This window comes from Alkalicoccus urumqiensis (genome assembly GCF_002993335.1).
Classification (GTDB): Bacteria; Bacillota; Bacilli; order Bacillales; family Salisediminibacteriaceae; genus Alkalicoccus; species Alkalicoccus urumqiensis.
In genome coordinates, this window is sequence record NZ_PVNS01000011.1 from 1 (window position 1) to 26,021 (window position 26,021).

The following is a 26,021-nucleotide window of genomic DNA, read 5'->3' on the forward strand; positions in this document are numbered from 1 at the left end:
GTAGCCACTGCAAACCACACGACTGACAAAAAAACCGCCCGTTTCTCCAAGGTTGGGGAGAAACGGGCGGTTTTCATATGAGATCCTACGATACGAAATGAAAAATCGCTAGATTTTCAGTGGCCCCGATCGATTCCGGAACGACTTTTTCTACTTTTGATCAGGCTGCATACCAGCGTTTTTCTGCTGCTATTTTCTTTTGTGCCAGTCCAGCAGTTCTTCCGGTGCCTTCAGCTGTACTTCCGGCCCATCCACGCTCGGTCCGTCCCAGTCCAGCATACCGCCGTCAAAGTTCGCAGCTTTTCCAATTCCCTGATCTTTTAAAAACATCGATACATGATGGGAACGCCTTCCGCTTCGGCAGATGAAAATATATTCTGTTTCCGGCGAAAAAGCTTCGGCAAAGTCCGGAATCTGCTGCATCGGCAGGAGCGGAACGCCTGGAATATGAGATGCTTCGTACTCCTCCGGCTCTCTGACATCAATGATGACCGTTCCGGGTTCTTTTAGTTTCTCCTGCACTTCTTCAGCAGAATACTGCAGGATACCGTCCATATATTCACTCATTTTGATCACCTCAGAGCTTACTATACGATTCCTCCGTGGAAGTGTAAAGAAATTCTACGGCTACAGCGTTTCTTCTTTCAGTGTGCGTTCAGCGGCCACCCTTCGGCACGTCTGTCGTTTAATCATTTTATGCGGAATAAGTACTTTTTTGGCTGGAACATCCGGGTGGAGAATTTTATCGATTAAAAGGTTTGCGGCTTCGTAGCCGAGACTGTAGATATTAATGTCCACTGTTGTCATCGGCGGGGCGGAAAGCTCTGAGATCATAACATTGTTGAAACTGATAATCGAAATATCGTCCGGCACGTGCACTTCCATTTCGCTGAGCATTCTCATAACACCAAACGTCATAATGTCATCAGCCACTATCAGCGCTGAAGGCCGTTCTGCCAGACTCATCAGGTCAATGACCGCTTCCTGTCCGCCTTCCTGCAGCTCATCATGAAAGACAATATAATCATCACATGGGTCGATACCGGCATTTTTAAGTGCCTGATGATACCCCTCCATATGGTCGATTGTCACCACATGTTCCAGGTTTCCTCCGATGAAAGCGATCCGCTTGTGACCGAGCAGCAGCAGATACTCTGTCACTGTTTTTGCAGCTTTTAAATTATCATTATTTACAAATGTAACGTTGCTGAGAGAGTCATCATACGGTCTGCCGATTACGGTAAATGGAAAATCCTGTTCATGGAGATACTTCATGACGCGGTCATCCACCTTGGAGTATAGCAGGATGATTCCATCCACACGTTTCCCCTGGACCATATGCTGCACTTCTTCATAAATTTCATCATCAGACTGGCCGGTGGATAAATATAGACCGTATTCCAGCTGATGGGCTTTCGTACTGATCCCCCGGATAACTTCCGGGAAAAATGGGTTCTGGAATGTTTTGTTGGCAGAGTTCGGCATAATCACTCCGATCGTTTTCGTGGACTGGTTTGCCAGACTCCTTGCATTAAAATTCGGATGATAGCCGAGCCGCGCCATTGCTTCACGCACTTTTTCCTTTGTTCTTTCGCTGATCCGGGGGCTGTCGGAAATGACCCTGGACACCGTAGAAGGGGCAACATCCGCTTCTTTTGCAACATCTTTTATTGTTACCGTCATCGCTCTTCCCCCTTTACTTATTCATTTTAAACCGTTTTCATCTTTTTTCAACTTGTATTTCCTTGTACCCACATCGCCGCCTTATTAATCAGAAGGAATCTGTCCGGCGTTTAAAAAGGCCGCCCACTGATTGACAGTCTGGATGTCCGGCGTTTAAAAAGGCCGCCCACTGATTGACAGTCTGGACGGCCGGAATGAACGCTGTTTTTACCCTTTCGTTGCACCTGAGGTCAGGCCGGAAATCAGGTAGCGCTGCAGGAATAGATACACGAGTGCGATCGGTACAGCAACAAGAATAGCTCCTGCTGCAAAACGGGTGAAGTTGTTTGAAAACTCATCGTTTACAAAGTTGAACAGCCCTAGTGCCAGCGTGAAGTTCTCAGGACTCCGGAGTACAATCCGAGGCAGGAGAAAGTCCATGAATGGTGCCATAAAGTTAAACAGAGCGACTACCGCAAGAATTGGTTTTGCAAGCGGAAGCATGATTTGGAAGAAAATCCGGAAGTGCCCTGCACCATCAATTTTCGCCGATTCGTCCAGTTCCCGTGGAATCGTGTCGAAATATCCTTTAACCAGGAACGCGTTCATCGGTATGGCCCCGCCTATGTAGATGAGGATCAGACCAATTAGCGTATCGAGCAGGTTAACTGTGTTCAGCAGGATGTAGAGTGCCACCATCCCCATAAGAACCGGGAACATCTGCAGAAGCAGGAATGCGTAAAGACCATTCTTTCTTCCTTTAAACCGGTACCGGGAGAAAGCATAAGCCGTCAGTGCTACCATAAACGTAGCAACAAAGGCCACAGTCAGCGCAATAATGAGCGTATTTTTATACCAGAGAAGGTAATTACTCCGCGGATCAAAGAAGAGCCATCTATAGTGATCCAGTGTAAACGTTTCGGGTATAAACGACGCCCCGTAAAGTCCGCGGCCCGGGTTCAACGAAATGCCGAGCGCCCAGAGAAGCGGATAAATAATAATAATCGACATGATTATAATAACAGAATAGCTTCCTAGAAGTTCGAGTCTGTTTTTATTTTTCTTGCTCATTGATTTTCCTGCCATTAGAATGTCCCCTCCTCTTTAAAGGATCTGGAGCGGCGGAACTGGAAGAAGGCAAAGCCGGCAACCAGCAGGCCGAGAATGATCGAGACTGCAGCGGCCATGTTAAACTGCTGGTTCTCAAACGTCAGACTGTAAATCCAGGATATTAAGATATCTGATCCACCGGCGGTCTGTCCTCGTACAGCCGGTCCACCCTGATTAAACAGGTAGATGATGTTAAAGTTATTAAAGTTGAATGAGTACTGCATAATCAGCAGTGGCGCCGTCGCAAACATGACGTGCGGGAACGTAATATGACGGAATTTCTGCATGCGGTTCGCACCGTCAATGTCTGCTGCTTCATACCAGTCTGCCGAAATACTCTGCAGGACACCGGTAAAGAGAGCGTAGACAAACGGGAATCCGAGCCATACTTGAATCATAATAATGGCAAGGCGTGTAAACCAGTAGCTTGTAAGCCACGGAACTGCAGCACCGTCACCGAATAACGGTACGAGTATACCTGTATTAATTGCTCCGAAATTATCGTTAAACATCGCGGAGAAAATAATAATTGTCGTAAAGGCCGGAACAGCCCAAGGTAGAATAAAGATCGTCCGGATCAGCTTTTTAAACTTAATGCGCGGATCGTTTACGATCGTAGCCAGGAACAGCGCAAGTGCGATCTGCAGCGTTGTTGCAACAAACGTCCAGATCAGTGTCCAGGACAATACATTAATGAAAGAATCCCGCCATTCGCTGAGTGTGAACAGCTGGACGAAATTTTCGAAACCGACCCACTCGAGAAGGTTCCGTGGCGGCGCATTGTAAAGGTTATAGTTCGTGAACGCCAGAAGAACCATAAAAATGAGTGGGAACACAACAACAAAGATAAGCAGCAAAAGACCCGGGCCGATCATGAAGTATGGAAAACTTGTATCCCAGGCATTTTTGAACCCTTCCCGTATGTTCGGGACCTGCCAGCCTAATTGAATTCTCTTTGCGTCTTTAATCGCGTCCTGGATATTCAGCACATAAAATGCAAGAAAGAACGTCAGCAGTATAAATGCGATAATCCCGTTACTTAAAAACACCCGGGAATCATCCACCCGTTCTTCGACACCAAGCGTTACCAGACCCTGCAGGCCGGTAGCGATGAAATCTGCAATTGCGATGACAAAAGCAGCAAAGAGAATGAATAAGGCAGCACCTTTTAAAAAGCGTTTATTGTAAGCCTGACCGAGGCCCGGAATAATGGACAGCAGTGCAGCTACAGTAGGATTATGTTTTGGATTAACCAGTTCTCGCTCGTTGTTTGCAGCCATAGATGCTTCCTCCTGATCATGTAAGTAAATCGGGACTGGAGAGGAAACTCCCCAATCCCGCGTTTAAAGATAAATTACTGCTGGGAAATAGCGATCTGATCTTCGATCTGTTGAACCGCTTCATCCAGTACTTCCTGTGGATCTTCTCCCTGGGAAATAAACTCGAGCGCTTCTGCAATTGGATCCCATACCTGAGACATTTCAGGGATGTTAGGCATCGGCTCTGCATATTCCGTCTGGTCAAAGATCGGTGCAAGGAACTCATCGTCCACTTCTACAGCTGTGTGGGCCGGAAGCTCACCTGCTGTTTCGAAGTATGTCTGGGAGCTCTCCTGATTCGTGATGTGAAGCGCAAGTTCTGTTGCCCAGTACTGGTTCTCACTGTAATAGTTTACGAGCCAGCCTTTGTTTCCAGAGAAGGAGCTTACAGGCTCTCCGTCAACGGTTGGAAGTGTAGCAACGCCGAGGCTGTCGCCGAGTGCTTCTTCGTATTCCGGAATAGCCCATGGACCGTTAACGATCATCGCAGCATCTCCTTCAGAAAAAAGGCCGCCGGCCACATCCAGATCTACGCCGCCTGGCATCAGACCGTCTTCAAACCAGGAACCGATCATTTCGCCGCCTTCAACAGCGCCAGGTTCGTTCAGGCCGATATCGGATGGGTCATAAACTCCGTCATCATCCTGACCAAAGACATAGCCGCCGTTTGCAGTGAGGAACGGGTAGGCAAAGTAAAAGTCCGTTGCGTTCATAAGGAAGCCATACTGATCGCCGTCCGTCAGCTCCTCTGCCTGAGCCATCAGATCATCCAGCGTTTCCGGCGCTTCTTCTACGAGGTCTGTGTTATAGAAAAGAGCATAAGTTTCCACAACGGCAGGGATTCCGTACTGAGCTCCGTCATAGCTGAACGATGTTACTGCCTCTTCATTGTACTCATCGAGACGGGACTGCTGGTCTTCTGTCAGTTCCAGCTCTGCTGCAAGACCTTGAAGCGTAATGTCTCCGAGACGGTCATGCGGCTGGAAGAAAAGATCTGCACCCTGACCGGAAGGACCGTCAAGTGACATACCTTCTGTCTGATCAAGCATGGAATATGGTGTGATTTCAACGTCAATTCCGTGCTCTTCTTCAAATCCTGTAATAATATCTTCATATGCATCAAGCTGTGCTTCTTCATCGTTCACCCACATCGTAAGCGTTTCCGGCTTTTCCGGAGCTTCGCTGTCTGCTGCAGCTTCCCCGTCACTGCCTTCCTCTGCATTACCTTCTGCGTTTTCTTCCGTATCAGTATCTGCATTTTCTTCTGCACCGCCGCCGTTGTTTTCCGCATTGCCGCCGTTATCTCCGTCGGCATCGTTTCCGCCGCACGCCATCAGTGCAAGTGACATGACCGGGACCATACCCAGTGTAAACATCAGTGATCTGCTTCGCTTCATTCCAATTTCCCCCTTGGATTAAGTAATAGGATGGCTGCCTGCTTCCGTGAAAAGCAGCTTAGTGCACACATTCCGCAAAAAGTGGCAACCGTTTGCATTTCCAGTGAAAAAAACTGGCTTCACTTATGTAAATGAAGTGAAACCGTTTGCATCACTTTCTGTAATTAATATACTATGGGCGATATTAAATAGCAACCTTTTTATCAATATTTTTTTTCGATCCCTCGTCCTCATGCTGCGTCTTCAAGTTCCAGGGTTCTTCATTTTTACTGCTGCGCAGGCGTTCAGCCGTTCTTTCAAGTGATTTCATTTCTTTATTCAGTATTTGTTGATCCTGCAGCTGCTTCTGAATAGAGGTGTGTATATTTCCACTATTTTCAAGCAATTCGGTTGCACTTGAAGCGAGCTCCGCCACTGATTCTGCCGCTTCTGCAATTGTTCCCGTCATTTCATGGATAGAGGCTGCGACTTGTCTCTGCTCGGTTTCTGCTGCTTCTGTTTTCTTTTTTACAAGATTAAACCGGGAGGCGGTCTGTTCTGTCTGCTCTCCCATCTCTAATGCAGACTGTTTAAACTCTGAAAAGGAAGTGACCATTCCCTCCGCTTTCTGCTGCATTGACCGCAGAACTGTATGCATCTGCGATGAAAATGACTTCGTCCCTTCGGAAAGACGCTGTATTTCTCCGGCGACGACAGCGAAGCTTCTTCCGGCTTCTCCTGCTTTCGCCGCTTCAATAGAAGCATTAATTGCAAGCATTTTTGTTTTTTCGGTTATATCACCGATCCCGGCTAAAAACGTTTCTACTTCACTCATCATGGTGCTCAATGATTCTGCAGCTTCCGTTGAGCCGCCGAGCCTATCATCCAGATCGGCCATCGTCTGCTGTAGCAGATAAATGTCGCTTCTCCCATCGTCGGTTTCCCTGCGGATACTTTTCATTTCCTCCAGCATTTCCGTCAGCTGCCCATCGATTTCTTCCGTGCCTGCGGCAAGCTCTTCTGTAGAAGCAGAGATTGATGTGGTGTGGTCGGACTGCAGATGTACGCGGCTGTCCATACCGGATGTATCTCCCTCCATTTCTGTAAGGGCTGCCTGCTGCTTATCCGCAAGCCGGTTGACGCTGTGGACTGCCTGCATGACTTCTTCTGCCAGCGTTTCATTTTTCTCTTCATAGGAAGCCAGTTTCTGTCCCATCAAAGCAAGCTCCCGGTCTGCCTCTCCAAGCTCATCTGATCCCGGTTCCTGCAAAAACAAATAGTCATTCCGGCTGTATGCCTGAATGCGGCTGCGGAGCTTTTTAAGACCCGTCCGTAAGCTGTATCCAAACCAAAGAAAGCCGGCAAGCGGCACGATAATTAAAATCAGAAGTGCTCCTGTCACTGCCTGTTCCGTGAAAGACAGCGCTGATTCCAATGATGAAGAAGCTGCCTGCTGCTCCTCCTGAAGCATTGATTCCACACGTTCATGAACAGAGTTTGTCTGAGCTTCCGCCCTTGTTATCCCGGGCATAATCCGGTTTTCGATCTGTTCAGCCTCTTCGCCGATAAAAACGCTGGAAAAGTACTGATTGATATGGCTCTCATATTGATCCACCGGCTCATGCAGAAAAGCGAGATAATGCAGAAGATCTTCGTCTAAAGAACTCTCCTCTAATGAAGTAAGCAGATCCCGTGCTTCCACAACGGAGCTTTCAAGAGACTCCACCAACGATTCATCATACCCTCCGGAAGTAAGCTGCATCTGTTCCAGGCTCATCTGATGAATGGACTGAATCAGCGTATGATACTCCTGATTAAATGCTGTAACCTGTTCGGACGTTTCGTGACTGTTCTGCACCTCATTCGTAAAATAATAAAGAAGTCCCCCGGCAGTCAGGCATGTCAGAATGATTACAGCGGTCAAAAGATAAAGTCTCGGCAGCAGTCTCTGCATCCTCTGTTTCATCGTCCTCCCCCCTTCTATGTACTTTTTCATGAATAGATGCAATCGCTTGCATCTTGTGGAACAGTATAGCATGACCTCCTTTTGAAATCGACCATTTTTCCTATTTTTATGTTAATTGCCGGTTCTTCTTCGATATTCACCGGGAGTCATTCCTTCTTTCTGCTTAAACAGCCGGGAAAAATAGGCTCCTTCTTTAAATCCGGAATCCTGCGCTACTGCATCGAGACTATTATTTGTTGTCAGCAGAAGTTTTTTTGCATGCCGCAGCCGCTGGTATTGAAGAAACTGCAGCGCAGTCAATCCTGTCTTCTGCTTTACGATTTTAGTCACATAATCGGGATGATACAGAAATGCTGCAGCAACATCCTTGATCTGCAGACTACGCTCCCTGTAATGGGCCTGAATATACGAAGTGATCAGAGAGGCTGTTTTATCTGATGCGCTAGGTATGGTGAGGGACTCCCTCTGCATAAATAAGAGAAACTCAAAGAAGAGCACCTGCTGCCTCATTCTGGCTTCCGGGTCTTCAGAGTAATTTGCCTCAATCATATTTTTGAACGAAGCAAATCCGCTGTTCTTCTGTTTCAATGTGCCTGTCGTCTGAAGCAGCATTTGAAAGCGGTCCGGGGTTGTAAAGGTGCCGTCTGTCAGAAGCGTAGCTGCCCATTCCGCGTGTTCCACTCCTACGACCTCGGAACCGCCCGGCACATAAAAATGACACCAGTAATAGGAAGCCGTTTCAGGTGATGCTTTCCACCCGGTATGAAACAGTCTCGGCCTCAGAATTAAAAAGTCTCCTCTTTGGAGCGAATAACGCCTGCCGTCTTCTTCAATATAGACAACCCCTTCTGTAACAAGAATGAGATCATATAAGTGAAACGTCCGGCTGAAGTGCTTCTGTCCCGGCTGAAACACTGCTTTATCTCCTTTTATAAATACCGGCAGCGGCGGCAGTGAAGCTGAAAGGTACATTGAATTCACCTCTGATATCGGATTTGTGCATAACGATTCTAATATTCTTCTGGAACATGCCATTTTCCTGCTGTACACTTACCAGGAATTGTGAAGTTTTTTTTATTAAACAATGGATTTTTGAATGGGAAGGAGGAAGGCAGTTACATTCCTTTCTGCCGAAACACATGAGCACAAGGAAAAAAATGACATTATTCGCTCTTACATGGCCGATTTTTATAGAAATTCTACTTCATATGCTGATGGGAAATGCTGATACGCTCATGCTGAGTCAATACGACGATGATGCGGTGGCCGCAGTCGGTGTATCCAATCAGGTGATGATGCTGATTATTGTCACGTTCGGCTTCGTTGCGCAGGGAACGACGATCCTTGTCGCCAGAATGCTTGGGGCATCCAACGAAAAGGGTGCTGGAAGAACCGTCGTCGTTTCCATTTTCTTAAACCTTCTGACCGGTCTTCTGCTCAGTGGAGCACTGATCCTGTTCGGCCGTCAGATTCTTCTCTTGATGCAGCTTCCTGAGGAACTCCTGTCCGATGCCTATCTTTACTTAGCCATCGTCGGCGGCTTTGCTTTTGTGCAGGCATTTATTATGACCGTCGGTGCAGCGCTGAAAAGCTACCAGTTCACGAAAGATGTTATGTATATGACACTTTTGATGAACGTATTAAACGTTGCAGGAAACTATGTCCTCATTTTCGGTGCCTTCGGATTTCCGGAAATGGGTGTACAGGGTGTAGCAGTCAGTACTGCACTCAGCCGCTGCGTCGGTGGTATGCTCCTGTTTTATCTGCTGCTGAAAAGAGTGCCTGCTCCTCTGCCGTGGAAGGCAGCACTTGAGCGCCGCTCCGGCAGAGAAGTAAGAAGTCTTCTCCAGATCGGCATTCCTTCCGCAGGAGAGCAGATGGCGTACAGCGCCTCGCAGATTGCTATCACTTCCTTTGTTGCTGTCATGGGAACAACGGCACTGACGACGAGAGTTTATACATTAAATATTATAATGTTTACACTGCTTTTTTCTATTGCCGTCGGTCAGGGCACACAGATACTTGTCGGCTATCTTATAGGAGAAAAGCGTCTGGAAGCTGCTTACGACCGCTGTCTGCGCAGCTTGAAAATAGGCCTCGGTGTATCCGTATTTGCTGCCGGTGTTTTTTACGCATTCAGTGATACATTGTTTTCGATCTTCACCTCGGACACCGCCGTCATTCAGACTGGTTCCCTGCTGCTTTTAATGACCATTCTTCTGGAGCCGGGCCGGGCGTTTAATTTAATCGTCATTAATTCTCTCCGTGCCGGAGGCGATGTCCGTTTTCCAGTGTACGTCGGCATTCTCTCTATGTGGGGAGTTGCCGTTCTTTTCTCCTACACGCTCGGGATCTGGCTCGGACTTGGACTGATTGGTATCTGGGCTGCCATGACGGCAGACGAATGGATCCGCGGCCTCCTTATGCTGCAGAGATGGCGGAGCAGAAAGTGGCAGCGGATGTCCTTTTCGCATGATACGGAAAAGAACGAGAAGCATAAACCTGTCCGTGCAGGAAAGTAAAATCATATGTATACATGCAATTCATCTTTCTTATACAATCATTTAAAATAAAGTACGCCGGTGAAGGAAGGTAACTACAATTGCATTCGGTTTTTTGCATAAGTATGTAAAGCCATCACCTGCTGCTCCTGTATTAATATAGTGAAGCACTGCAGAATGGTACACGTTTTAAAAAACAGTGCTGAACCTGCCTTATAAGGAAGAGTGCAACTGGGACAGAAGGATGTTCCTCTTCTGCCTTACCACACATTTTTGACTTTTTTGGTTCTATCTGATTAAATAAGGGAGAATATTGCGCCCTGTAATATTCATATACTTACTATTCCTAAAGGGGGAATGCCAAGTGAAAAAGGTGACATCTTTATCAGCGGTGCTGCTTTCCAGTGCTATGTTCCTTGCTGCCTGCGGTGGTAACGACGGCGGCAACAACACGACCGACGTAGAGAACAACGGCGGTGCAGAGGATACCACGGAGAACACAGAAAACACAGAGGAAGAGCCTGCTGACAACGAAGAACCGGCGGACGAAGGAAACGACGGAGATACTGCCTCTGACGCTGACGTTGGTAATCTTCAGCTTGGAACAGGTTCCACCGGCGGTACGTACTACCCGCTCGGTCAGGAAATTGCAACGATTGTAAACAACAACATTGAAGTGGAAGGCTTTGATCTGAGCGCTGTTTCCTCCGGAGCTTCTGTTGACAATATTGTCGGCATCAGCCAGGGTGAAATGGACCTTGGTATGTCCGTACACCTTCCTGCGCAGGATGCGTTAACGGGCGCCGGTGACTTTGAAGGTGTCGAAATTGACAACTTCGGCTTCATGGGCCATATCTATCCGGAAGTCATGCAGATTGTTATTCCTGCAGACTCCGACATTGAAACAGTCGCTGACCTGGAAGGTTCTTCCGTAGCTATCGGACCACCGGGAAGCGGAACGCAGGCGGCAGCACGTCTGATTCTTGAAGCTTACGGTCTGGAAGACGGCGATTACGAAGCATTTGAAGAAGGCTTCGGCGACGCTCAGGGTCGTATTCAGGATGGACAGCTGGATGCTTCTTTTGGTCTTCTCGGTCTTCCGGCAGGCGGAATTGACGAGCTTGCTGCTTCAGCAGACATCGAGCTCCTTTCCCTGACAGAAGAAGGGATCAGCTATGTGGAGGAGAACAGCGGCTATGAGCAGCTGACGATCCCTTCTGATTCCTACGATTTCATGGAGGAAGACGTGGAAGCAATCACTGCCTACGCTGTTCTTCTCGGCTCTATGGATACAATTGATGAAGATCTCGGCTACGAAATCACAAAAGCAATGTTTGAGAATGCCGGCGATATCGCTCATCCACAGGGTGAACAGATTAACGAAGAGAACGCTCTGAACGGCTCTGACGGCCTTCCTATGCACCCTGGTGCAGAGCGTTACTTTGAAGAAGCAGGCATTTCCGAATAATCGTTCTTGTATGGGACCGGACTTTGTCCGGTCTCCTTCTTGCCTGTAAGGCTCCGCGCTCTGCATACATGCGGAACGCCGACGAAAAACCGGGAGTGAATCTCACGGCTTTTCGTCGACGCCAAAGCAGCAGGTTTGATGCTTTCAGATTGATGAGGTGATAGTATGGCAGAAAAAAATCAGGAGATTTTAAGCGAGCAGGAACAGCAGGAAATGCTTGCTAAATACGACAAAGAGTCCTCCTTCCGGAACAATCCCGGCAAATGGGCGTGGGTCATTACATTTATGGCCATTTCCTTAACGGTCTTTCATCTGTACCGCGCTTTTCCGATGAACGGCCCGCTCACTTCCATCATGCAGGGAGCGGTTCACCTAGGTACAGCGATGGGACTGATCTTCCTGCTGTACCCGCTCCACCGCGGCGGCATGAAAAAACGCGGCGTACCATGGTACGATGTTCTGTTCGCTTTTGCCTCCATGGCTTCGTGCTACTACATTCTTTTCCGGTATGACTGGATTACCGGTGCTGCTCGTATTATGGGCTTTTCCACTATCGATATTATTTTTGCTTCGATGGGTATCTTCCTTCTCTTAGAAGCAACTAGACGTGCTGTGGGTCTCCCGATCGTCATCATTGCAGGTCTGGCTATCATTTACGGTATGTTCGGAACGAATATTCCTTATTTCGGCCACGGTGGCTTTGACTGGAATGGCTTGTCCAGAAGACTGTTTTTTGAAACGGACGCTATTTTCGGTACACCGATTCAAATTTCATCGACGTACATTTACTTATTCCTCTTTTTCGGCGTGATGCTGACAAAAACCGGCGTCGGTCAGTATTTCAACGACCTTGCATTCGGCTTGACAGGCCGGTTTACCGGAGGAACAGCAAAAGCGGCTGTTGCAGCCTCCGCCATGCAGGGAACAGTGACGGGAAGCTCTGTTGCCAACACGGTAGCCTCGGGTTCCTTTACGATCCCGATGATGAAACGGGCGAACTTTCGTCCGGAATTTGCGGCCGCTGCAGAGGCTTCTGCCTCCACCGGTGGTCAGATCATGCCGCCGATCATGGGAGCTGCCGCTTTCATCATGGCAGAGTATGTACCGTCCGTTTCGTACAGCGATATCATTATCATCGGTATTATCCCTGCGGCGCTGTACTTTACCGGCGTATTTATGGGAACTCACTTTGAAGCAAAGCGCTACGGAATCGTTGGTCTTCCTAAAAGTGAGCTGCCTTCGACAAAGGGGCTTATAAAGGGGTCCTACCTGCTCCTGCCGCTCGTTATCATTATTACGATGCTCGTCAACGGGTTTACACCGACGTACGCGGCGCTTACAGGTATTGGAACAGCATTTCTTGTCAGCTATGTCCGTAAAGAGACAAGGCTCTGGCCCCGCGATATTCTAGATGCCCTGGAGCAGGGTGCTAAAATTGCCCTGCCGGTTATCGCTGCCTGTGCAAGTGCCGGTATCATCGTCGGTACCGTCGTATTTACGGGACTAGGCGGAAAAATTGCAGGCGGCCTTCTGGATCTTGCCGGAAACAATCTTTTCCTGCTGCTCTTCTTTACGATGATTGCCTGTATTCTTCTCGGTATGGGGCTTCCGACAACAGCAAACTATGTCGTTACCGCATCCATGGCTGCTCCGGCGCTGATCAATTACGGAGTACCTGATATTGCCGCTCACTTTTTCGTCTTTTATTTCGGAATTGTGGCCGACATCACGCCGCCTGTCTGTCTTGCAGCGTATGCTGGTGCCGGTATCGCCAAAGCGAACCCCATGCGCGCAGGGGTGAATGCCTTTAAATTGGCCATCGCTGCGTTTATCATTCCGTACATCTTTGTATTCGAGCCTCAGCTTCTGCTCGTCGATGCAGACGTGTTGACCGTAACGCTTCTAATCATTACGTCTCTGCTCGGCATGAGCGCTGTCAGTGGTGCTGTCATGGGCTACTTCTTCAATACGTTCCTCTGGTATGAGCGGATCCTGCTGTTCGCCGCCGGGATCATGCTTATTTATCCGGATAATCTGTTGATTGAAGGATCAGGACTGGCACTTTATATTCTTCTTGCCGTTGTCCAGACACTGCGTAAGAAAAAACAACCAAAGACGAACGTATAACGCGTAAAACCGCCGGCAGCATATATATGCTTACCGGCGGTTTTTTCGATCAGTCGTTCTGCACAGAGTGCATGCTGGAAAATATGAAAACGGCCTCTCCGACTGCTTACTCATGATCGGTAAACACATCGAATGTCTCCCAAAGTTCCTCGAGTTCCTCCAGACGTTTCGTCACTTTTTCTTTTCTGGAGCGGGTGAGCGCCGTAATGATCGCTGCAGCCACGCTCATTGGAGCTGCAAACGAATCAATAAATGAATTAACCTCCGTCGATGTGATCAACTGCCTGTTTCCGTAAGGATAAAGCGGACTGAGCAGATGATCGGTAATGACAATCGTATTTGCCCCTTTGGACTGCACGTATTTCATCACCTCAACCGTCCGCTTCGTATACCTGGCAAAGCCAAGACCGATTACGACGTCGTTTGGCGAAATGTCCAGAAGGTGCTCAGAAACGCCGTCCGCTTCCTGGATCAGCTCAGTATTCTGCAGAATCAGATCCAAATAGAATTCAAGGTATTTACCTACGCTTGCAGCACTGCGGTATGCCACTATATAAATCCGTTCTGCATCTGCCAGATCAGCTATAACAGCATTAAAGTCATCGGAGTCAATCTGCCCTTCTGTTGTACTTAAATTATGCCTGTCATCACGTAGAATTTCTTTTATTACCGGCTGCGGTCCGGGATAATCTCCGGTAGTACGTTTCAGCACTTCGGCAGAAGTTAATCTGCTTTGAATTTCCTCTTGAAGATGTCTCTGCAGATCAGGATATCCTTTGTAGCCGAGAACCGAGGCAAATCGAATGACGGTCGCTTCTCCCACTTTCACGTTTTCCGCCAGTCTTGAAGCCGTTAAAAAGGGTGCGCGCTCTCTGTTCTCAAGCAGATACGCTGCGATCTTTTTGTGAGATTTGCTGAGTGAAGTATACGCTTCTGTCAACTGATCATAAATACCAGCCATTCCATTCACCCCCTCTTTCTATACAGTGTACGCGAAAAATGCCCGGGTGAAAATTTGAAACCGCTTCAATTTTGGAAGAAATCCTTCATTCGGTGACTTTCTCAGAGGATAAAATCCATTTTTGACCAATTCCCGCCGGTGTGCTTAAATAAAGACAGTACTACTGAAAGGGGCGGTTAACATGGCACAGCCGAAATACATTATGAACATTGAACGCGTTCCCCACCTATCTGACGAAGAGAAAGAAAAACTGAAGAAGATTACGGAGAAATTCGTCTTTCGTGTAAACGAATATTATCTCGGCCTGATCGACTGGGGAGATCCTCAGGACCCGATCCGGAAACTCGTTATTCCAAATGAAGGTGAACTGGAAGAGTACGGCCGCTGGGATGCCTCTGATGAGGATACAAACTATGTTGTGCCGGGCTGTCAGCATAAGTATGATCAGACTGCTCTATTGATCGTATCTGAAGTGTGCGGCGCCTACTGCCGCTACTGTTTCCGGAAACGGCTCTTCCGCAATGATATCAAGGAAGCGATGTCCGACGTGTCTCCGGGCATTGAATACATCCGTAACCATCCGGAAATTACCAATGTCCTGTTAACCGGCGGGGACTCACTCATTCTTGCTACAAGAAAGCTCCGGAAAATTATTGAGCAGCTGCGGGAAATTCCTCACGTGAAGATTATCCGCCTCGGTTCAAAAATGCCGGTATTCAATCCGATGCGCATTTACGAAGATGAAGACCTGCACGAACTAATCCGTGAATATTCCACTCCGGAGCAGCGTATTTATGTTATGGCGCATATCAACCACCCACGCGAAATTACTGAAGAAGCGAAGAGAGGGTTTGACGCCCTTCACCAGGCTGGTGCCATCGTTGTGAACCAGACACCTGTTCTGCGCGGAATCAACGATGATCCCGACGTACTTGCAGAACTGCTGGATAAGCTCTCCTGGGCCGGTGTCACGCCGTATTATTTCTTCATTAACCGCCCTGTAGCCGGGAACAACGATTTCGTTCTCTCGCTTAAAGAGGCCTACGACATTGTTGAAGAAGCAAAAGGGAAAACATCCGGTCTCGGTAAACGTGTGCGGCTTTCGATGAGCCATACATCCGGTAAGATTGAAATTCTTGCCATTGAAGACGGAAAAGCGTATCTGAAATACCATCAATCCAGAGATAATAACTACGGCAAATTCATGGTGCTTGACTGCCCTGAGGATGCTGCCTGGTTCGATGACCTCCCTGGTAACGAAGCTCATTGGGAAGCGCCGAAAAAGAAGTGGAACGATTTTGTTGGTGCCAACGACAAGCTGAAAGAAACAGAGGCGTCAACAACGTAATCACAGCGTACATGACCGGTTTAAAAACAGGTGGCTGCGGAATCATCCGCAGCCTCTTTTTTTATTTATACTTCATCTCCATAGTCGATTTGGTATACTTAAGTCAATGACTGGGAAAGGATTGGTCCATTTATGAGACGTTGGATCAGCGTACTGCTGCTGCTGGCAGCGTGTGGAACAGAAACGTCATCCGAAAACACGATACCATTGAAAGAAAAAGTAGAGAAAACACCTCTTCATTTGGAGTACGCGGGTTCCCGGACGGGGGGATCCCAGATACAGATGCATTTTCTCGTTTCACACACAGATGAAACCCTTATACACCCTGAAGATTACGTTTACCAGTGGCCGGAATACATACAGGACAGCGAAGGAATTGCATACAGAATTGCAGATGCTGACTATTCATATGACATGCTGGGTGATACGGCGCTTGAACCTTGGGAAGCCGGTGTTACACTGACGATTAAACCTCCCCCTGAGAAAGTGGAGGATGTCGTTTTTACCATCCCGTTTCACACTGTTCCGAAACGCTACGAAGAAGGGTATTTATTCCGGGTGGAGCGTGACAATCCATCAATACAAAATGGAGATATGGCAGTTCAAAATCTGGACATAGAAGAGCAGTCCCTCTCATTCCGTCTTGATGATGCCCATCCGGATGCAGACAGCCGGACCGGCTATATGGTTACACTTCTTAAAGATGGAGAACGTGTTTTTCCTGTTTCCAGACGGGTCAACCGGAGCAGCCGGAGCACATCGTTCGAGCTGATGTTTGCAGAGCCCTTCAACGAGCAGGAGACCCTCCTCATTGACCGAATGAGCGGGGATCTACCCGAATGGCGCTTTTCCTTAACAGTGAGTCCGGACAGCGGCGGATAATTTAGTTCAGACCTGCTGCAAACGTTTCTACCCGTTTCAGGTAATCGGCTCTTTCTTTATCCCCGGCCAGCACGGCATTGCCGAAATGAAGAACCGTATGGAGTTCCATCCCGCAGAAATCGCAGATCTGTTTTTCAATCAACTGCACCATGTTGTCGTAGCTGCCGGACTGCATAAACTCACTCTCCGGTGCTCCGGTGGAAAAAAGAAGGGAAACATTTTTCCCTTTTAGAAGCGGCACCGGCTCCTCTCCTTCCAGTTCATAGGCAAAACCATAGCTCAGGACCCGGTCCAGGAATGCTTTCCCCGCTGCCGGAAATGTGCCCCACCACACAGGAAACACCCACACATAATGATCCGCATCCGCCATTTTTTTGTGTTCTTTTTTTACTTCCTCCGGATAAATTCCCTGCAGCTGCTGTTTGTATTCTTCAACAGTGAGCGAGAGCGTAGTCAGTTCTTCTGCAGGCATACTGATCGAAGCATCCGGCAGAACTTCTCTGACTTTTTTCAGGACACTGCCGTTCCAGCTGTCTACTTCCGGGTGCATAAAAACGATGTGAACATTCATAACGCTTCCCTCACTTTTTCCAGACGTTCATCATGCAGGCTTAATCATTGGTTTTCCAAAATAATAGCCCTGGACATAGTCAACAAGTGGCTTTACAATGTTGTACTCTTCGGGCAGTTCAATACCTTCTGCGAGCAGTTTAATGTTCTGCGAAGCTGCTGCTTCCCTGTACTCTTTCAACTTTTCCGCCTTTTCCGGATGAAGATGAATATCCTGAATCAGACTGCGGTCAAGCTTTGCATAGTTGGGCTGCAGCTCTTTTAACACTTCGATCGTGGAAAATCCTGTACCAACGTCGTCGAGCGCTACCATTACCCCAGCCTTTTTATATTCAGAGAAAATATACTTCAGGTGGGCAATATCGGTGATTTTTTCTGTTTCTACCACTTCAAACACGAGATCTTCCGGATTTACGTTATAATCTTTCACTGCTTTGAAAGTGCTCTTCAGACAGTGGGACGGATCATAAATGGAAGATGGGAGAAAATTAATAAACCGCTTCATCCCGGGCATGAGCCGGTGGGAGCTTGTACGGATGGCATTAATTCTCGCCTGGCTGTCAAGCATCGACTGAAGTCCTGAATTCTGTGAAAAAGCAAATAGTTCCCCTGGATTAAATGGATATACTTTGCTGTTCGGACGAAGCAGAAATTCATATCCGAAAGGCTCGTCTGTCCGGGCATCAATCACTGGCTGCATAAAAGATTGAAAAAGGCGTTCCTGAATGATTTTAACCATTTCGGGGTGGTCAATCTGCTCCGAAAGTTCAGGCATGGTGAATGAATTTCCAGGCATATGCCTGCTTCCGTGTTCATCGATCAGACTTCCGCGTATCCGCTGTATTTCTTCTTTTTCCACCGTCTGGTTCAGGCGGTTCATGTGCTCATGTAATTCATCCCAGTCTTTATATGGTATATACAGCCGGGTTCCCTGGCTGTTTGCTTCAGGACTGCTCCGCTTAAACGCACGCTGTACTTCTTTTAAAATTTCTGTTCTTCCTGATGCGAGAATCAGCTGTCCGGTTTCGGAGAGCGGAATTTTCCCCTGACACATTTGACAAGATTCCATTCAAGTCACCTTCCTTTATCTCTTCGATATTGAATAAAATACCCTTCTTCATGAGTCGAAAAACCTAATTTCTTCTTTTTTGCATTTCATTCATAGAACTGATATGATGAAATCAATTATTTGAATTTTCTAACGGAAGGAGCCGTGTACATGATTCTATCCAGAGACGAAGTAAAAGCAAATATTAAAGATTCCGACGGCTGGAAGCTGAGCGGGGATAAATGGATTGAAAAACATTTTGCTCTTCCTTCTTTTCCAAAGGCACTCCATTTTATTAAGGAAATCGGTGATGCAGCGGAAGACCGTGACCACCATCCTTATATTGTCATCGACCATAAGCATGTCACGTTGAAGCTGAGCACGAAAGATGAAGGTGGACTTACCCAGAAGGACTTCGACTCTGCCTACGCTTACGACCGGATATTCCGGAAATATACTTAAACAGGAAAAAATCGGCTGCTCCGTCCCGGGGAACAGCCGATTTTTTCTGCTTTTCTGCACATCACCGCTGCACCCGTGATAAGATAGACAGGACGTTTATTAAGACAGGAGCGATATTATGCAGTGGCTGTACTTTGTAACTGCCGTACTGGCTTTCGTACTGGCTCTCTATCATTTATTCTCCCACCGTCACCGGGTGAATAATCAGGAAACACGTATTTATTCTCTTAAACATTCTTCCCACATCGATACGGACTCCACCAGATATATGTGGAGCGTCCGTGCAGCGCGGGTGATGCCTGTCACTGCTCTTTTTCTCATATTAATGCTGTTTCAATCATTTCCGGCAGCGACGGTTCTGTTTGCATTGACGGCTGCCCTCGGCCTCTTCGTTCTGCTTACATTGGATAAAACGTTTGAAGTGCAGGACGGAGGTGTCGTTTTCGCAGGCTATCACGCCAGATGGAACGCAGTTAAATCGATTTATTGGGGAAGGAAGCGTCCCGGGAAAAAACAGCTTGTGATGGAACTGCAGAAAGGGCAGCGGATAACGACGTTTGTTTCTGATAAAGATGCAGAAGATGTGCAGAAAATTATTTCGGCCTATACGTTTTTTGATACTCACCGCGGGCCGCAGTCCTAAACATACGGAATCGACTGCCTCAGTGCCGTCTCTTTTGAAGGTTGCACTTCCTGAACTCCATGTACGGATCCACAGTGAAAAGACTGCCTGAGGCCTATTACCGGCTTCAGGCAGTCTTATTGCATATTTCCTGCTTTTTATTATTTTCCGGTTTCTGCAAACGTTTTAATGCGGTCCCCTATTTCATCGCGGACACGTTGGAAAAACGCCCACTTTTCCTCTTCCGTTCCTTCCGCTTTCGCCGGGTCATCAAATCCCCAGTGCTCCCGCTCTTTATCAGGCGGCGTTGCCGGACAGACGTCCGCTGCGTGGCCACAGAGTGTAACGACAAAATCTGCTTTTTTGAGTAGTTCCTGGTCGATCGTGTCCGAGGTCTGTCCGGCTATATCTATACCGCGCTCCCGCATGGCTTTTACGGCCAGAGGATTGACGCCGTGGGCTTCAATTCCGGCAGAATAAACATCCCAGGAATCATTAAGGTATTCTTTTCCAAAGCCTTCAGCCATCTGACTTCTGCAGGAATTGCCTGTACAGAGAAAATAAATAATTGGTTTTGTCATCATGTATCCCGCCTTTATATTATGATTCGTTTATATAATAACATATTTATATTAAGGCGGTGTAAAGAATTGGTGACTTTATTTACAGATGACTCTCAGTCCAGCCTGCTTCATTTTTTCAAGCTCCCTGCCTGCATCAGGAAGTTCCCGGATAACAGCCAGAGCCATGTCGTAATAAGGTGAATCCTGATCCAGGGAGTAGAACACCCACTGGCCCTGTTTTCGTTCACGGACGATCCCATGCTGTTTCAGCTTTCTCAGGTGCTGACTGACAGACGGCTGACTCATTTTCAGCAGTTCAACAAATTCACAGACACAGACATCATCGGCAGAGAGAAGCGAAATCATTTTCAGCCTGTTTTTATCTCCCAGCAGCTTAAAAAATACCGCCGTATCTTCAAACGACAACGTTTGTTTCAGCATGATTCTATCTCCTTTTTCAGCGTATTTAGCACCGTATCAAGTGCTTCCTGCTGCATTGAAAGCGGCATCGTCGGAAGCTTTCCATCAAGCGACATCGAAGGCAGTGCAGGAAGGTGGATGAATCCAGCCGGGACATAAGAATCGTTAAGCTCGTGCATCACGTGATAAAAAAGCGAATTACATACGTACGTGCCGGCTGATTCAGACGTTTCCGCCGGGATATTTGCCGCATGGAGCTCCTGAATCAAACGTGAACGGGGAAGCGTCGTTCTATAGGCAAACGGACCTGTTTCTTCGATTATGCGGTCCTCCGGCTGCTCCCCGCTGTTATCCGCGATCGGCGCGGATTCCGTATTCACTGCTGTCCGTTCAATGCTCCATGCAGCTCTCCCCGGCGCAGTGCCGAGCATAACTACTGCATCCGGGTTCGTGTGACGGATTAGTTCTTTCATTTTTCTGCCTGCTTCGTGGAAAACTACCGGCAGAAGAAACGCTTCTACGTGAGGATCCCTGTTCACCTGAAGGTGCTTCACCAACTGCTCCGATGGGTTCTCCTCCCATCTGCCAAACGGTTCAAATCCCGTTACCATTAGTTTAGTCAATTCTCTCCCTCATTTCCAGTACAGACGATTATTGACCGTATTCTATATCGGTCAGCTTCCAGGACCCCTCTTCAAGAGCGTATAAGAAGAGGACGGTTCCTCCCGGCGTTAACTGCTCCTCCTCCAGACGGTACAGACTCATTTCTACTTCTGCTTCCTCTTCATGAAGGATCACTTCTGCCGGAGGGAGTAAATGAGCGTTGGCAAGCGACAAGTAATGAAACGAGTTATCCTCTGCAAAGCGGATCCGCTCCTGCTCCTCCTCGATCTCCGCTTCTCCGGAAAGCACCTCACGAAGGGATTCGTGCTCTTTTTCATGCATGGCTGTGATGACAGCTGCCGTCCGGCTCCGCAGCGCAGCACGCTCCTGCTGCTCTTCAGACTGTTCTCTTTCCGCATCCAGCTGTTCCTGTTTGATTGTAAGCAGCTGATCTTTCAGCTCCATGTTTTCTTCATAGAGCGATTCTCTGCCTGCAGACAATTCCTCCACCTGCGCTGTCAGATCATCGATCTCTGACTGCAGTTCATTTACTTCAAGCTCTGCTTCTGAATTTTCCGTTTCCGGCGCGCAGCCGGCTGAAGCAGCCGCAAGCAGCAGCATTAATTTTTTCATCGTTTTTCCTCCGCTTCTAAACACACTTCTGGAGAAATCATACCAGTAAACGGACGCCGGGGAAAGGAATAAAATTCCATTATATATGGTACGTTCATTTTATTTAAAATAAACTAGGCAGAAAACGCCTGGTCTTAAAAAAAAGGGAGGTTTGTTGAATAGGTTCCCGCTTTCAGCCGCTTGACGCGGCGTGAATTTTCGCCTCGTTCGGATCCTCCCGGAGTCGACGGCCTCCGGTTTCGGCAGGTAGGAAGAAAACGCTTGTTAGAAGCGATCCCTTCTGTGCAGAAAATGCTGTAAACCAATCGAATTGTACGAGGTCACCCTGGCCTTATAGACATCGATCCCGCTGCGGTTCATCTGTTTCCATCTCTATTTTACTACGCTTCGAAGCGTTCGGCAGGGGTGAAGAAACCAGAGCGGGCGCTGGAGCTGGACAATGCTTCGATTGAAGAAGCATGGCTCCGCGCGGCCGCGCCGCATGGCAGAAGTTCGCTGCCCTGCGGCTCAAACCATAGGCCGGCTCCGCTCATGCTATACAGCCGTGCAAATAGCGCCCGGCTGAAAGACAAGCCCACGCAGGCTTCTGCCGGGTAGCGGAGAAGCTCCATCAACAGAAAGTAACGATGAATATGACAACAGCTTGAAATGCTGCAGCCTTTGGTATACCTGCTTGGAAGAGGCATTGGATTTTATACATTCTTATTAGTCTAAAAAGCGTCCTCATGATTTCATGAGGACGCTTAGGACAGGTGTCGTTATCAAGCAAGAAAAACAGCTGCTATGATCGCTGCAGTGCCGCCGGCTGTTAACAAAATAACAGCAGTCTGCTGTTTTGCACGGTACACGGCCAGAAGCAGAAAGTACAGGCCCAGCATAAGCAGCATAAACAAAATTCCGTCGATAAAATCAGACACAAGTGCTCCTTCCGAGGAACCTGCATAAATGCTGTAATTCAGCGTCATTGCCAGTGTCCACCCCAGAAAGATAACCATCCCGATCCAAAAAGTTAACCGTTTCACAGGAAAGCCCCCTTCATGCTGCAATCGTCATTTCTTCAAAAGTATAGCACACTCCTGAGGAGCTGTTAATCAGGACGGTAGTTCCTTGTGAAAGAGAAGGATCTTCTCCGGCGGAACCGGCCGGCTGTAATAAAATCCCTGTAGTTCATCGCAGTTTCTCTCCATGAGAAACGGCAGCGACTGCTGCTCTTCCACCCCTTCTGCAATCACCCTCATTTCCATATTATGCGCGAGCTGAATGATCGATGTCACAATCGCCTGATCATTTTTATTCTCATATACTTCTTTAATGAATGATTTATCGATTTTTAATGTATCCACCGGAAACTGACGCAGGTAGCTGAGCGAACTGAACCCGGTACCGAAGTCATCTATGGAAAGCTTTACGCCGATCTCTTTCAACCGCTGCAGTATATGCAGGCAGCTGTCCTGATGGTAAAGAAGATCATTTTCGGTAATTTCCAGATCCAGAAGCTCCGGTGCAAGACCCGTTTTGGCGAGTACTGCACTTACTGTCTGAACGAAATCCGCGCGCTGGAACTGAGACGGGGAAATGTTAACACCCATCCGTATAGAAAGGCCCTCTTTCTGCCACGACGCAGCGGTCCGGCAGGCCTCTTCCAGCACCCATTCGCCAATGCGGTTCATGAGGCCGGATTCTTCAGCGACCGGCAGGAACCGGGCCGGAGGAACATGGCCGAGCTGGTCATCTTTCCAGCGGATAAGTGCTTCAGTACCGACCAGCCTATGATCCGCGCCGGAAATCTGCGGCTGAAACTCCAGATGAAAGGACTGATTCTCCACTGCCAGACGAAGCCTTTTTTCCAGCAGATATTTCTGGTCAAACTGTGTGCGGATGTGACTTCCGTAAAGCTGCCATCCGCTTTTTCCGCTCCGTTTTACAAACTGGACCGCAGTTGTCGCCTGCTGCATCAGTTCGTCTGCATCGGAGGCTCCGCCCGGAAATTTCGCCGCACCGATGCTTGCACTCATGGAAAGCTCTCTGCCCTTAATATGAAAAGGCTCGGCAAAAAACCGCTCGAGGCGCTGCACGTAACGCTCGATCAGTGAGGTATTGTACACTGAATCCAGCCGGATGGAAAATTCATCGCCGCCGCTCCGGTAGACGTGACACTCTCTTGTCTTCCATTTTTTCAGCTGGGCCGCAATCTCCATAATCAGCGCATCTCCGGTAAAGTGACCAAGTGTATCGTTGTAATATTTAAACTTATCCAGATCGATAACGAGAAGCGTCATCGGCTGCCTGAGCGTAACGCTGGAATTTAAGTCACTTCTCAATTTCCGCCGATTGTGAAGTCCTGTCAAAGAATCCCGGTACGCCAGTGTTTCTGCTTCCTTTTCCGCTTCCACTCTCCTCGTGACACTGCGGTGAAGGTGCAGTGTTCTGCCGCACCCTTCCTCTCCGAGCGGAACAGCGTACACCTGGACCACTTCTTCGTTGATCCGAGCAAGCGGCAGTCCGCTGACACTGTCTTTTCCTAAGCTGCAGGTCAGACCGCTGTATGTATGTCCCTCCGCATTATCTATCCCCGCCCAGGTCATAAACAAACGGCTTGTGTATAGAATTCTTCCTTTCGAATCGGTTATAACAGGTGCAGATGCACGGTCGAGAAGACTAAGCACCTGTTCCGTGTCCTCTTTATTCAGCAGCTGGATGAACGCTTCCTGCTCCTGATCGATGAATGTCCTGCCCATTTGTCCCACTCCTGTTCTCTCCCCATTGAACTAAACTTAATATACCATAACTTTAGTCACATTTCACATAGTTACTTTGATGATGAATACGTTTGTATTCCACTCATTCGGGAAATAGTATAGAAAAAGGGGGCGTATCTCATGGAATGGACTAATCTTCACAGTGGCAAATTTCAGCGCATCGGCTATGATGCAGAGATTAAACAGCTTCACGTAAAACTGCACGATGGCCGCTACATTATTTTTTATGAAGTACGGGAATCCGACTATGTCGGCATGTTCTCCAGCAGCAACATGAACGATTACTTTGACACCAACATCCGCGGCAGATTTCCTGAAGAGGAAGTGTATTCGCGGAGTTCAGAAAACGAAGCGTAAAAGATCAAAAATCTCCCCGAGCAGTTTAAATGCCCGGGGAGATTTTTAGTCTGATTATCCTGTCACGCCATACCCGAAAATAAACACGAGTGTGACCGCAGCAGCAAACCCGATCCAGAACGTCGTTTTTTGACGGCCTTCCAGGATGCCTTTACTGCTCCGTACAGCGATAAGTTCCATCATGAAGATGAGCCAGAAGGCGAGAAGCCCCTTCACAAATGTAGCCCAGTAGAAGTTCATGACGATCATGCTGATTCCGGTGATGAGAAGCAGAATGTAGCAGAGCCGGAGAATCATGTGCATAATTTTAGCCGGTTTTGCTTTGCCTTTTCCGGAGAAGACGACGCTCAGTGTGAACGTAATAAATGCGATCAGCCAGAAAAGGGAATGAGAGTGTACCATGATATCGTATGTACCCATTGATAATTCCTCCTTTCACTTCCTTATTCAGTATATCGAAAATGAAAGAAGAAGCAAAGCGCACAGACAAAACCGTACGCTTCTTCGTTGACGATTATGTGACGGGCCTGTGAACTTGACTGCCTTCCAGCGAACACATCCGGTAGCCGATGCCGCGGACCGTCTTAATAAACTGAGGATTGCGTTTGTTCTGCTCGATTTTCTGCCGGATACGGCTTATAAATACATCAACAATCCGTTCATCCATCGACGCTTCTTCTTCAGATGCGGCATCGATAATCTCCTGCCTGGAAAAGGAACGGTCCCTGTTTCTCATGAAAAAGACGACGATTTCAAATTCCCGGCGTGTAAATTCCAGCCATTCTCCGTGAAGACGAGCGGTAAACTGCTCGCTGTCCACCACCAGCGGGCCGTTTACGAGAAGATGCGGACCGGCAGCTTCATCCGGAGGACAGCAGAGCGCATTCCGCCTCAAAATGGATTTAATACGGGCTGTCAATTCTTTCGTGCGGATAGGACGGGTGACGATATCGTCGGCCCCGATTTCAAAACGAAGCACGCGGTCCACCTCACTCGTCTCCTCTGTGAGCATAATAACAGGCGTCCAGTCTCCTCCGAAGCGGAGGTCTCTGCAGTAGTCCATGCCGCTCCAGGAAGGAAACTGATCAGACAGAACAATGATATCGGGGTTGAACAGCTGAATGGATGCGGACACTTCACGCTCCGTTTCCGCTGTACGGATGTGAAATCCTGCTGATTCAAACGCCCGTTCTGTCCGGCGGCGCTCTTCTGCCACCGGATCCGCGACCAGTACCGTGATCTGCTGCTCCATTCCAGCACCTCC

Annotated in this window: 27 protein-coding genes; 9 read left to right on the forward strand and 18 right to left on the reverse strand. The window is 48.1% G+C overall.

From position 1 onward, the window contains the following. Window positions 1-189 precede the first annotated feature (189 nt). The 7 genes from C6I21_RS11905 to C6I21_RS11935 all read right to left on the reverse strand — a co-directional run bounded on the left by C6I21_RS11905 (window position 190) and on the right by C6I21_RS11935 (window position 8,405). Window positions 190-567: a rhodanese-like domain-containing protein gene (locus C6I21_RS11905; RefSeq protein WP_105959709.1), complete on the reverse strand. Its 378-nt coding sequence runs from the start codon at window positions 565-567 to the stop codon at window positions 190-192. Between the two features lie 60 nt (window positions 568-627). Continuing rightward, window positions 628-1,683, reverse strand: a complete 1,056-nt coding sequence (locus C6I21_RS11910) for a LacI family DNA-binding transcriptional regulator (RefSeq protein WP_105959710.1) — start codon at window positions 1,681-1,683, stop codon at window positions 628-630. Between the two features lie 207 nt (window positions 1,684-1,890). Beyond that, window positions 1,891-2,733 carry a sugar ABC transporter permease gene (locus C6I21_RS11915; RefSeq protein ID WP_105959820.1) on the reverse strand — a complete coding sequence of 281 codons (843 nt, stop codon included), beginning with the start codon at window positions 2,731-2,733 and terminating at the stop codon, window positions 1,891-1,893. A gap of 14 nt (window positions 2,734-2,747) precedes the next feature. Then, the gene (locus C6I21_RS11920; protein WP_105959711.1) at window positions 2,748-4,052 is read right to left on the reverse strand and encodes a sugar ABC transporter permease; all 1,305 of its coding nucleotides are present in this window, start codon (window positions 4,050-4,052) and stop codon (window positions 2,748-2,750) included. Window positions 4,053-4,126: 74 nt separating this feature from the next. Continuing rightward, window positions 4,127-5,488, reverse strand: coding sequence for a sugar ABC transporter substrate-binding protein (locus C6I21_RS11925; RefSeq protein WP_105959712.1), 1,362 nt, complete (start codon window positions 5,486-5,488; stop codon window positions 4,127-4,129). Between the two features lie 184 nt (window positions 5,489-5,672). Beyond that, window positions 5,673-7,433 (reverse strand): methyl-accepting chemotaxis protein, encoded by a 1,761-nt coding sequence (locus tag C6I21_RS11930; RefSeq protein WP_181186229.1) that lies wholly within the window; start codon window positions 7,431-7,433, stop codon window positions 5,673-5,675. A gap of 111 nt (window positions 7,434-7,544) precedes the next feature. Then, window positions 7,545-8,405: a helix-turn-helix transcriptional regulator gene (locus C6I21_RS11935; RefSeq protein WP_181186230.1), complete on the reverse strand. Its 861-nt coding sequence runs from the start codon at window positions 8,403-8,405 to the stop codon at window positions 7,545-7,547. A 167-nt stretch (window positions 8,406-8,572) separates the two neighbouring features. On the opposite strand from C6I21_RS11935, the gene C6I21_RS11940 reads away from it, so the two are divergent. The 3 genes from C6I21_RS11940 (at window position 8,573) to C6I21_RS11950 (ending at window position 13,529) form a co-directional block, all read left to right on the forward strand. Beyond that, complete coding sequence (locus tag C6I21_RS11940) at window positions 8,573-9,955, forward strand: MATE family efflux transporter (RefSeq protein ID WP_105959715.1); 1,383 nt, start codon at window positions 8,573-8,575, stop codon at window positions 9,953-9,955. Window positions 9,956-10,298: 343 nt separating this feature from the next. Next, complete coding sequence (locus C6I21_RS11945) at window positions 10,299-11,402, forward strand: TAXI family TRAP transporter solute-binding subunit (RefSeq protein ID WP_245411631.1); 1,104 nt, start codon at window positions 10,299-10,301, stop codon at window positions 11,400-11,402. A gap of 165 nt (window positions 11,403-11,567) precedes the next feature. Beyond that, complete coding sequence (locus C6I21_RS11950; protein WP_105959716.1) at window positions 11,568-13,529, forward strand: TRAP transporter permease; 1,962 nt, start codon at window positions 11,568-11,570, stop codon at window positions 13,527-13,529. A gap of 106 nt (window positions 13,530-13,635) precedes the next feature. Here the strand turns inward: C6I21_RS11950 and C6I21_RS11955 are convergent, their stop codons facing one another. Continuing rightward, window positions 13,636-14,490 (reverse strand): MurR/RpiR family transcriptional regulator, encoded by an 855-nt coding sequence (locus C6I21_RS11955; RefSeq protein WP_105959717.1) that lies wholly within the window; start codon window positions 14,488-14,490, stop codon window positions 13,636-13,638. A 181-nt stretch (window positions 14,491-14,671) separates the two neighbouring features. Here C6I21_RS11955 and C6I21_RS11960 point away from each other — a divergent pair, with 181 nt between their 5' ends. Both C6I21_RS11960 and C6I21_RS11965 read left to right on the forward strand, forming a co-directional pair. Next, window positions 14,672-15,838: a KamA family radical SAM protein gene (locus C6I21_RS11960; protein WP_105959718.1), complete on the forward strand. Its 1,167-nt coding sequence runs from the start codon at window positions 14,672-14,674 to the stop codon at window positions 15,836-15,838. Between the two features lie 132 nt (window positions 15,839-15,970). Further along, window positions 15,971-16,720 carry a hypothetical protein gene (locus C6I21_RS11965; protein ID WP_105959719.1) on the forward strand — a complete coding sequence of 250 codons (750 nt, stop codon included), beginning with the start codon at window positions 15,971-15,973 and terminating at the stop codon, window positions 16,718-16,720. A gap of 1 nt (window position 16,721) precedes the next feature. Here the strand turns inward: C6I21_RS11965 and C6I21_RS11970 are convergent, their stop codons facing one another. Then, a complete protein-coding gene (locus tag C6I21_RS11970) occupies window positions 16,722-17,291 on the reverse strand; it encodes an NAD(P)H-dependent oxidoreductase (protein WP_105959720.1) in 570 nt (189 codons plus the stop codon). A 30-nt stretch (window positions 17,292-17,321) separates the two neighbouring features. Continuing rightward, window positions 17,322-18,359, reverse strand: coding sequence for an EAL domain-containing protein (locus tag C6I21_RS11975; protein ID WP_105959721.1), 1,038 nt, complete (start codon window positions 18,357-18,359; stop codon window positions 17,322-17,324). 150 nt (window positions 18,360-18,509) lie between these two features. Here C6I21_RS11975 and C6I21_RS11980 point away from each other — a divergent pair, with 150 nt between their 5' ends. Next, window positions 18,510-18,800: a 4a-hydroxytetrahydrobiopterin dehydratase gene (locus C6I21_RS11980; protein ID WP_105959722.1), complete on the forward strand. Its 291-nt coding sequence runs from the start codon at window positions 18,510-18,512 to the stop codon at window positions 18,798-18,800. 118 nt (window positions 18,801-18,918) lie between these two features. After that, a complete protein-coding gene (locus C6I21_RS11985) occupies window positions 18,919-19,443 on the forward strand; it encodes a hypothetical protein (RefSeq protein ID WP_105959723.1) in 525 nt (174 codons plus the stop codon). A gap of 140 nt (window positions 19,444-19,583) precedes the next feature. Here C6I21_RS11985 and arsC read toward each other — a convergent pair whose 3' ends face one another. From arsC to C6I21_RS12005, 4 genes are all read right to left on the reverse strand, one after another. Continuing rightward, complete coding sequence (arsC, locus tag C6I21_RS11990) at window positions 19,584-20,003, reverse strand: arsenate reductase (thioredoxin) (RefSeq protein ID WP_105959724.1); 420 nt, start codon at window positions 20,001-20,003, stop codon at window positions 19,584-19,586. A 78-nt stretch (window positions 20,004-20,081) separates the two neighbouring features. After that, on the reverse strand, window positions 20,082-20,426 hold the full coding sequence (locus tag C6I21_RS11995; protein ID WP_105959725.1) for an ArsR/SmtB family transcription factor: 345 nt from the start codon (window positions 20,424-20,426) through the stop codon (window positions 20,082-20,084). Then, window positions 20,420-21,028, reverse strand: coding sequence for a pyroglutamyl-peptidase I (locus tag C6I21_RS12000; protein WP_142393261.1), 609 nt, complete (start codon window positions 21,026-21,028; stop codon window positions 20,420-20,422). Before C6I21_RS12000 ends, C6I21_RS11995 begins: the two co-directional genes overlap by 7 nt. 28 nt (window positions 21,029-21,056) lie before the next feature. Beyond that, on the reverse strand, window positions 21,057-21,641 hold the full coding sequence (locus C6I21_RS12005) for a hypothetical protein (RefSeq protein ID WP_105959727.1): 585 nt from the start codon (window positions 21,639-21,641) through the stop codon (window positions 21,057-21,059). A gap of 405 nt (window positions 21,642-22,046) precedes the next feature. Between C6I21_RS12005 and C6I21_RS16215 the strand changes: the two genes are divergently transcribed. After that, entirely contained in the window at window positions 22,047-22,238 is a 192-nt protein-coding gene (locus C6I21_RS16215; RefSeq protein WP_142393262.1) for a hypothetical protein, read from the forward strand. A gap of 164 nt (window positions 22,239-22,402) precedes the next feature. Here C6I21_RS16215 and C6I21_RS12010 read toward each other — a convergent pair whose 3' ends face one another. Continuing rightward, a complete protein-coding gene (locus tag C6I21_RS12010) occupies window positions 22,403-22,663 on the reverse strand; it encodes a hypothetical protein (RefSeq protein WP_105959728.1) in 261 nt (86 codons plus the stop codon). Between the two features lie 69 nt (window positions 22,664-22,732). Then, entirely contained in the window at window positions 22,733-24,379 is a 1,647-nt protein-coding gene (locus C6I21_RS12015) for a putative bifunctional diguanylate cyclase/phosphodiesterase (RefSeq protein WP_105959729.1), read from the reverse strand. Window positions 24,380-24,520: 141 nt separating this feature from the next. On the opposite strand from C6I21_RS12015, the gene C6I21_RS12020 reads away from it, so the two are divergent. Then, on the forward strand, window positions 24,521-24,757 hold the full coding sequence (locus tag C6I21_RS12020) for a KTSC domain-containing protein (protein WP_105959730.1): 237 nt from the start codon (window positions 24,521-24,523) through the stop codon (window positions 24,755-24,757). Between the two features lie 54 nt (window positions 24,758-24,811). Here C6I21_RS12020 and C6I21_RS12025 read toward each other — a convergent pair whose 3' ends face one another. Both C6I21_RS12025 and C6I21_RS12030 read right to left on the reverse strand, forming a co-directional pair. Further along, window positions 24,812-25,177, reverse strand: coding sequence for a YisL family protein (locus C6I21_RS12025; protein WP_105959731.1), 366 nt, complete (start codon window positions 25,175-25,177; stop codon window positions 24,812-24,814). 94 nt (window positions 25,178-25,271) lie between these two features. Then, a complete protein-coding gene (locus C6I21_RS12030) occupies window positions 25,272-26,009 on the reverse strand; it encodes a response regulator transcription factor (RefSeq protein ID WP_105959732.1) in 738 nt (245 codons plus the stop codon). Window positions 26,010-26,021 lie beyond the last annotated feature (12 nt).

Coding starts and splice junctions, on each gene's coding strand:
- C6I21_RS11920 (WP_105959711.1), bottom strand. CDS start 4,052: ATGGCTGCAAACAACGAGCGAGAACTGGTTAATCCAAAACATAATCCT.
- C6I21_RS11995 (WP_105959725.1), bottom strand. CDS start 20,426: ATGCTGAAACAAACGTTGTCGTTTGAAGATACGGCGGTATTTTTTAAG.
- C6I21_RS11930 (WP_181186229.1), bottom strand. CDS start 7,433: ATGAAACAGAGGATGCAGAGACTGCTGCCGAGACTTTATCTTTTGACC.
- C6I21_RS12005 (WP_105959727.1), bottom strand. CDS start 21,641: ATGAAAAAATTAATGCTGCTGCTTGCGGCTGCTTCAGCCGGCTGCGCG.
- C6I21_RS11975 (WP_105959721.1), bottom strand. CDS start 18,359: ATGGAATCTTGTCAAATGTGTCAGGGGAAAATTCCGCTCTCCGAAACC.
- C6I21_RS12025 (WP_105959731.1), bottom strand. CDS start 25,177: ATGGGTACATACGATATCATGGTACACTCTCATTCCCTTTTCTGGCTG.
- C6I21_RS11985 (WP_105959723.1), top strand. CDS start 18,919: ATGCAGTGGCTGTACTTTGTAACTGCCGTACTGGCTTTCGTACTGGCT.
- C6I21_RS12015 (WP_105959729.1), bottom strand. CDS start 24,379: ATGGGCAGGACATTCATCGATCAGGAGCAGGAAGCGTTCATCCAGCTG.
- C6I21_RS11955 (WP_105959717.1), bottom strand. CDS start 14,490: ATGGCTGGTATTTATGATCAGTTGACAGAAGCGTATACTTCACTCAGC.
- C6I21_RS12020 (WP_105959730.1), top strand. CDS start 24,521: ATGGAATGGACTAATCTTCACAGTGGCAAATTTCAGCGCATCGGCTAT.
- C6I21_RS11950 (WP_105959716.1), top strand. CDS start 11,568: ATGGCAGAAAAAAATCAGGAGATTTTAAGCGAGCAGGAACAGCAGGAA.
- C6I21_RS11915 (WP_105959820.1), bottom strand. CDS start 2,733: ATGAGCAAGAAAAATAAAAACAGACTCGAACTTCTAGGAAGCTATTCT.
- C6I21_RS11905 (WP_105959709.1), bottom strand. CDS start 567: ATGAGTGAATATATGGACGGTATCCTGCAGTATTCTGCTGAAGAAGTG.
- arsC (WP_105959724.1), bottom strand. CDS start 20,003: ATGACAAAACCAATTATTTATTTTCTCTGTACAGGCAATTCCTGCAGA.
- C6I21_RS11980 (WP_105959722.1), top strand. CDS start 18,510: ATGATTCTATCCAGAGACGAAGTAAAAGCAAATATTAAAGATTCCGAC.
- C6I21_RS12030 (WP_105959732.1), bottom strand. CDS start 26,009: ATGGAGCAGCAGATCACGGTACTGGTCGCGGATCCGGTGGCAGAAGAG.
- C6I21_RS11925 (WP_105959712.1), bottom strand. CDS start 5,488: ATGAAGCGAAGCAGATCACTGATGTTTACACTGGGTATGGTCCCGGTC.
- C6I21_RS11940 (WP_105959715.1), top strand. CDS start 8,573: ATGAGCACAAGGAAAAAAATGACATTATTCGCTCTTACATGGCCGATT.
- C6I21_RS11965 (WP_105959719.1), top strand. CDS start 15,971: ATGAGACGTTGGATCAGCGTACTGCTGCTGCTGGCAGCGTGTGGAACA.
- C6I21_RS11970 (WP_105959720.1), bottom strand. CDS start 17,291: ATGAATGTTCACATCGTTTTTATGCACCCGGAAGTAGACAGCTGGAAC.
- C6I21_RS11960 (WP_105959718.1), top strand. CDS start 14,672: ATGGCACAGCCGAAATACATTATGAACATTGAACGCGTTCCCCACCTA.
- C6I21_RS11935 (WP_181186230.1), bottom strand. CDS start 8,405: ATGTACCTTTCAGCTTCACTGCCGCCGCTGCCGGTATTTATAAAAGGA.
- C6I21_RS11910 (WP_105959710.1), bottom strand. CDS start 1,683: ATGACGGTAACAATAAAAGATGTTGCAAAAGAAGCGGATGTTGCCCCT.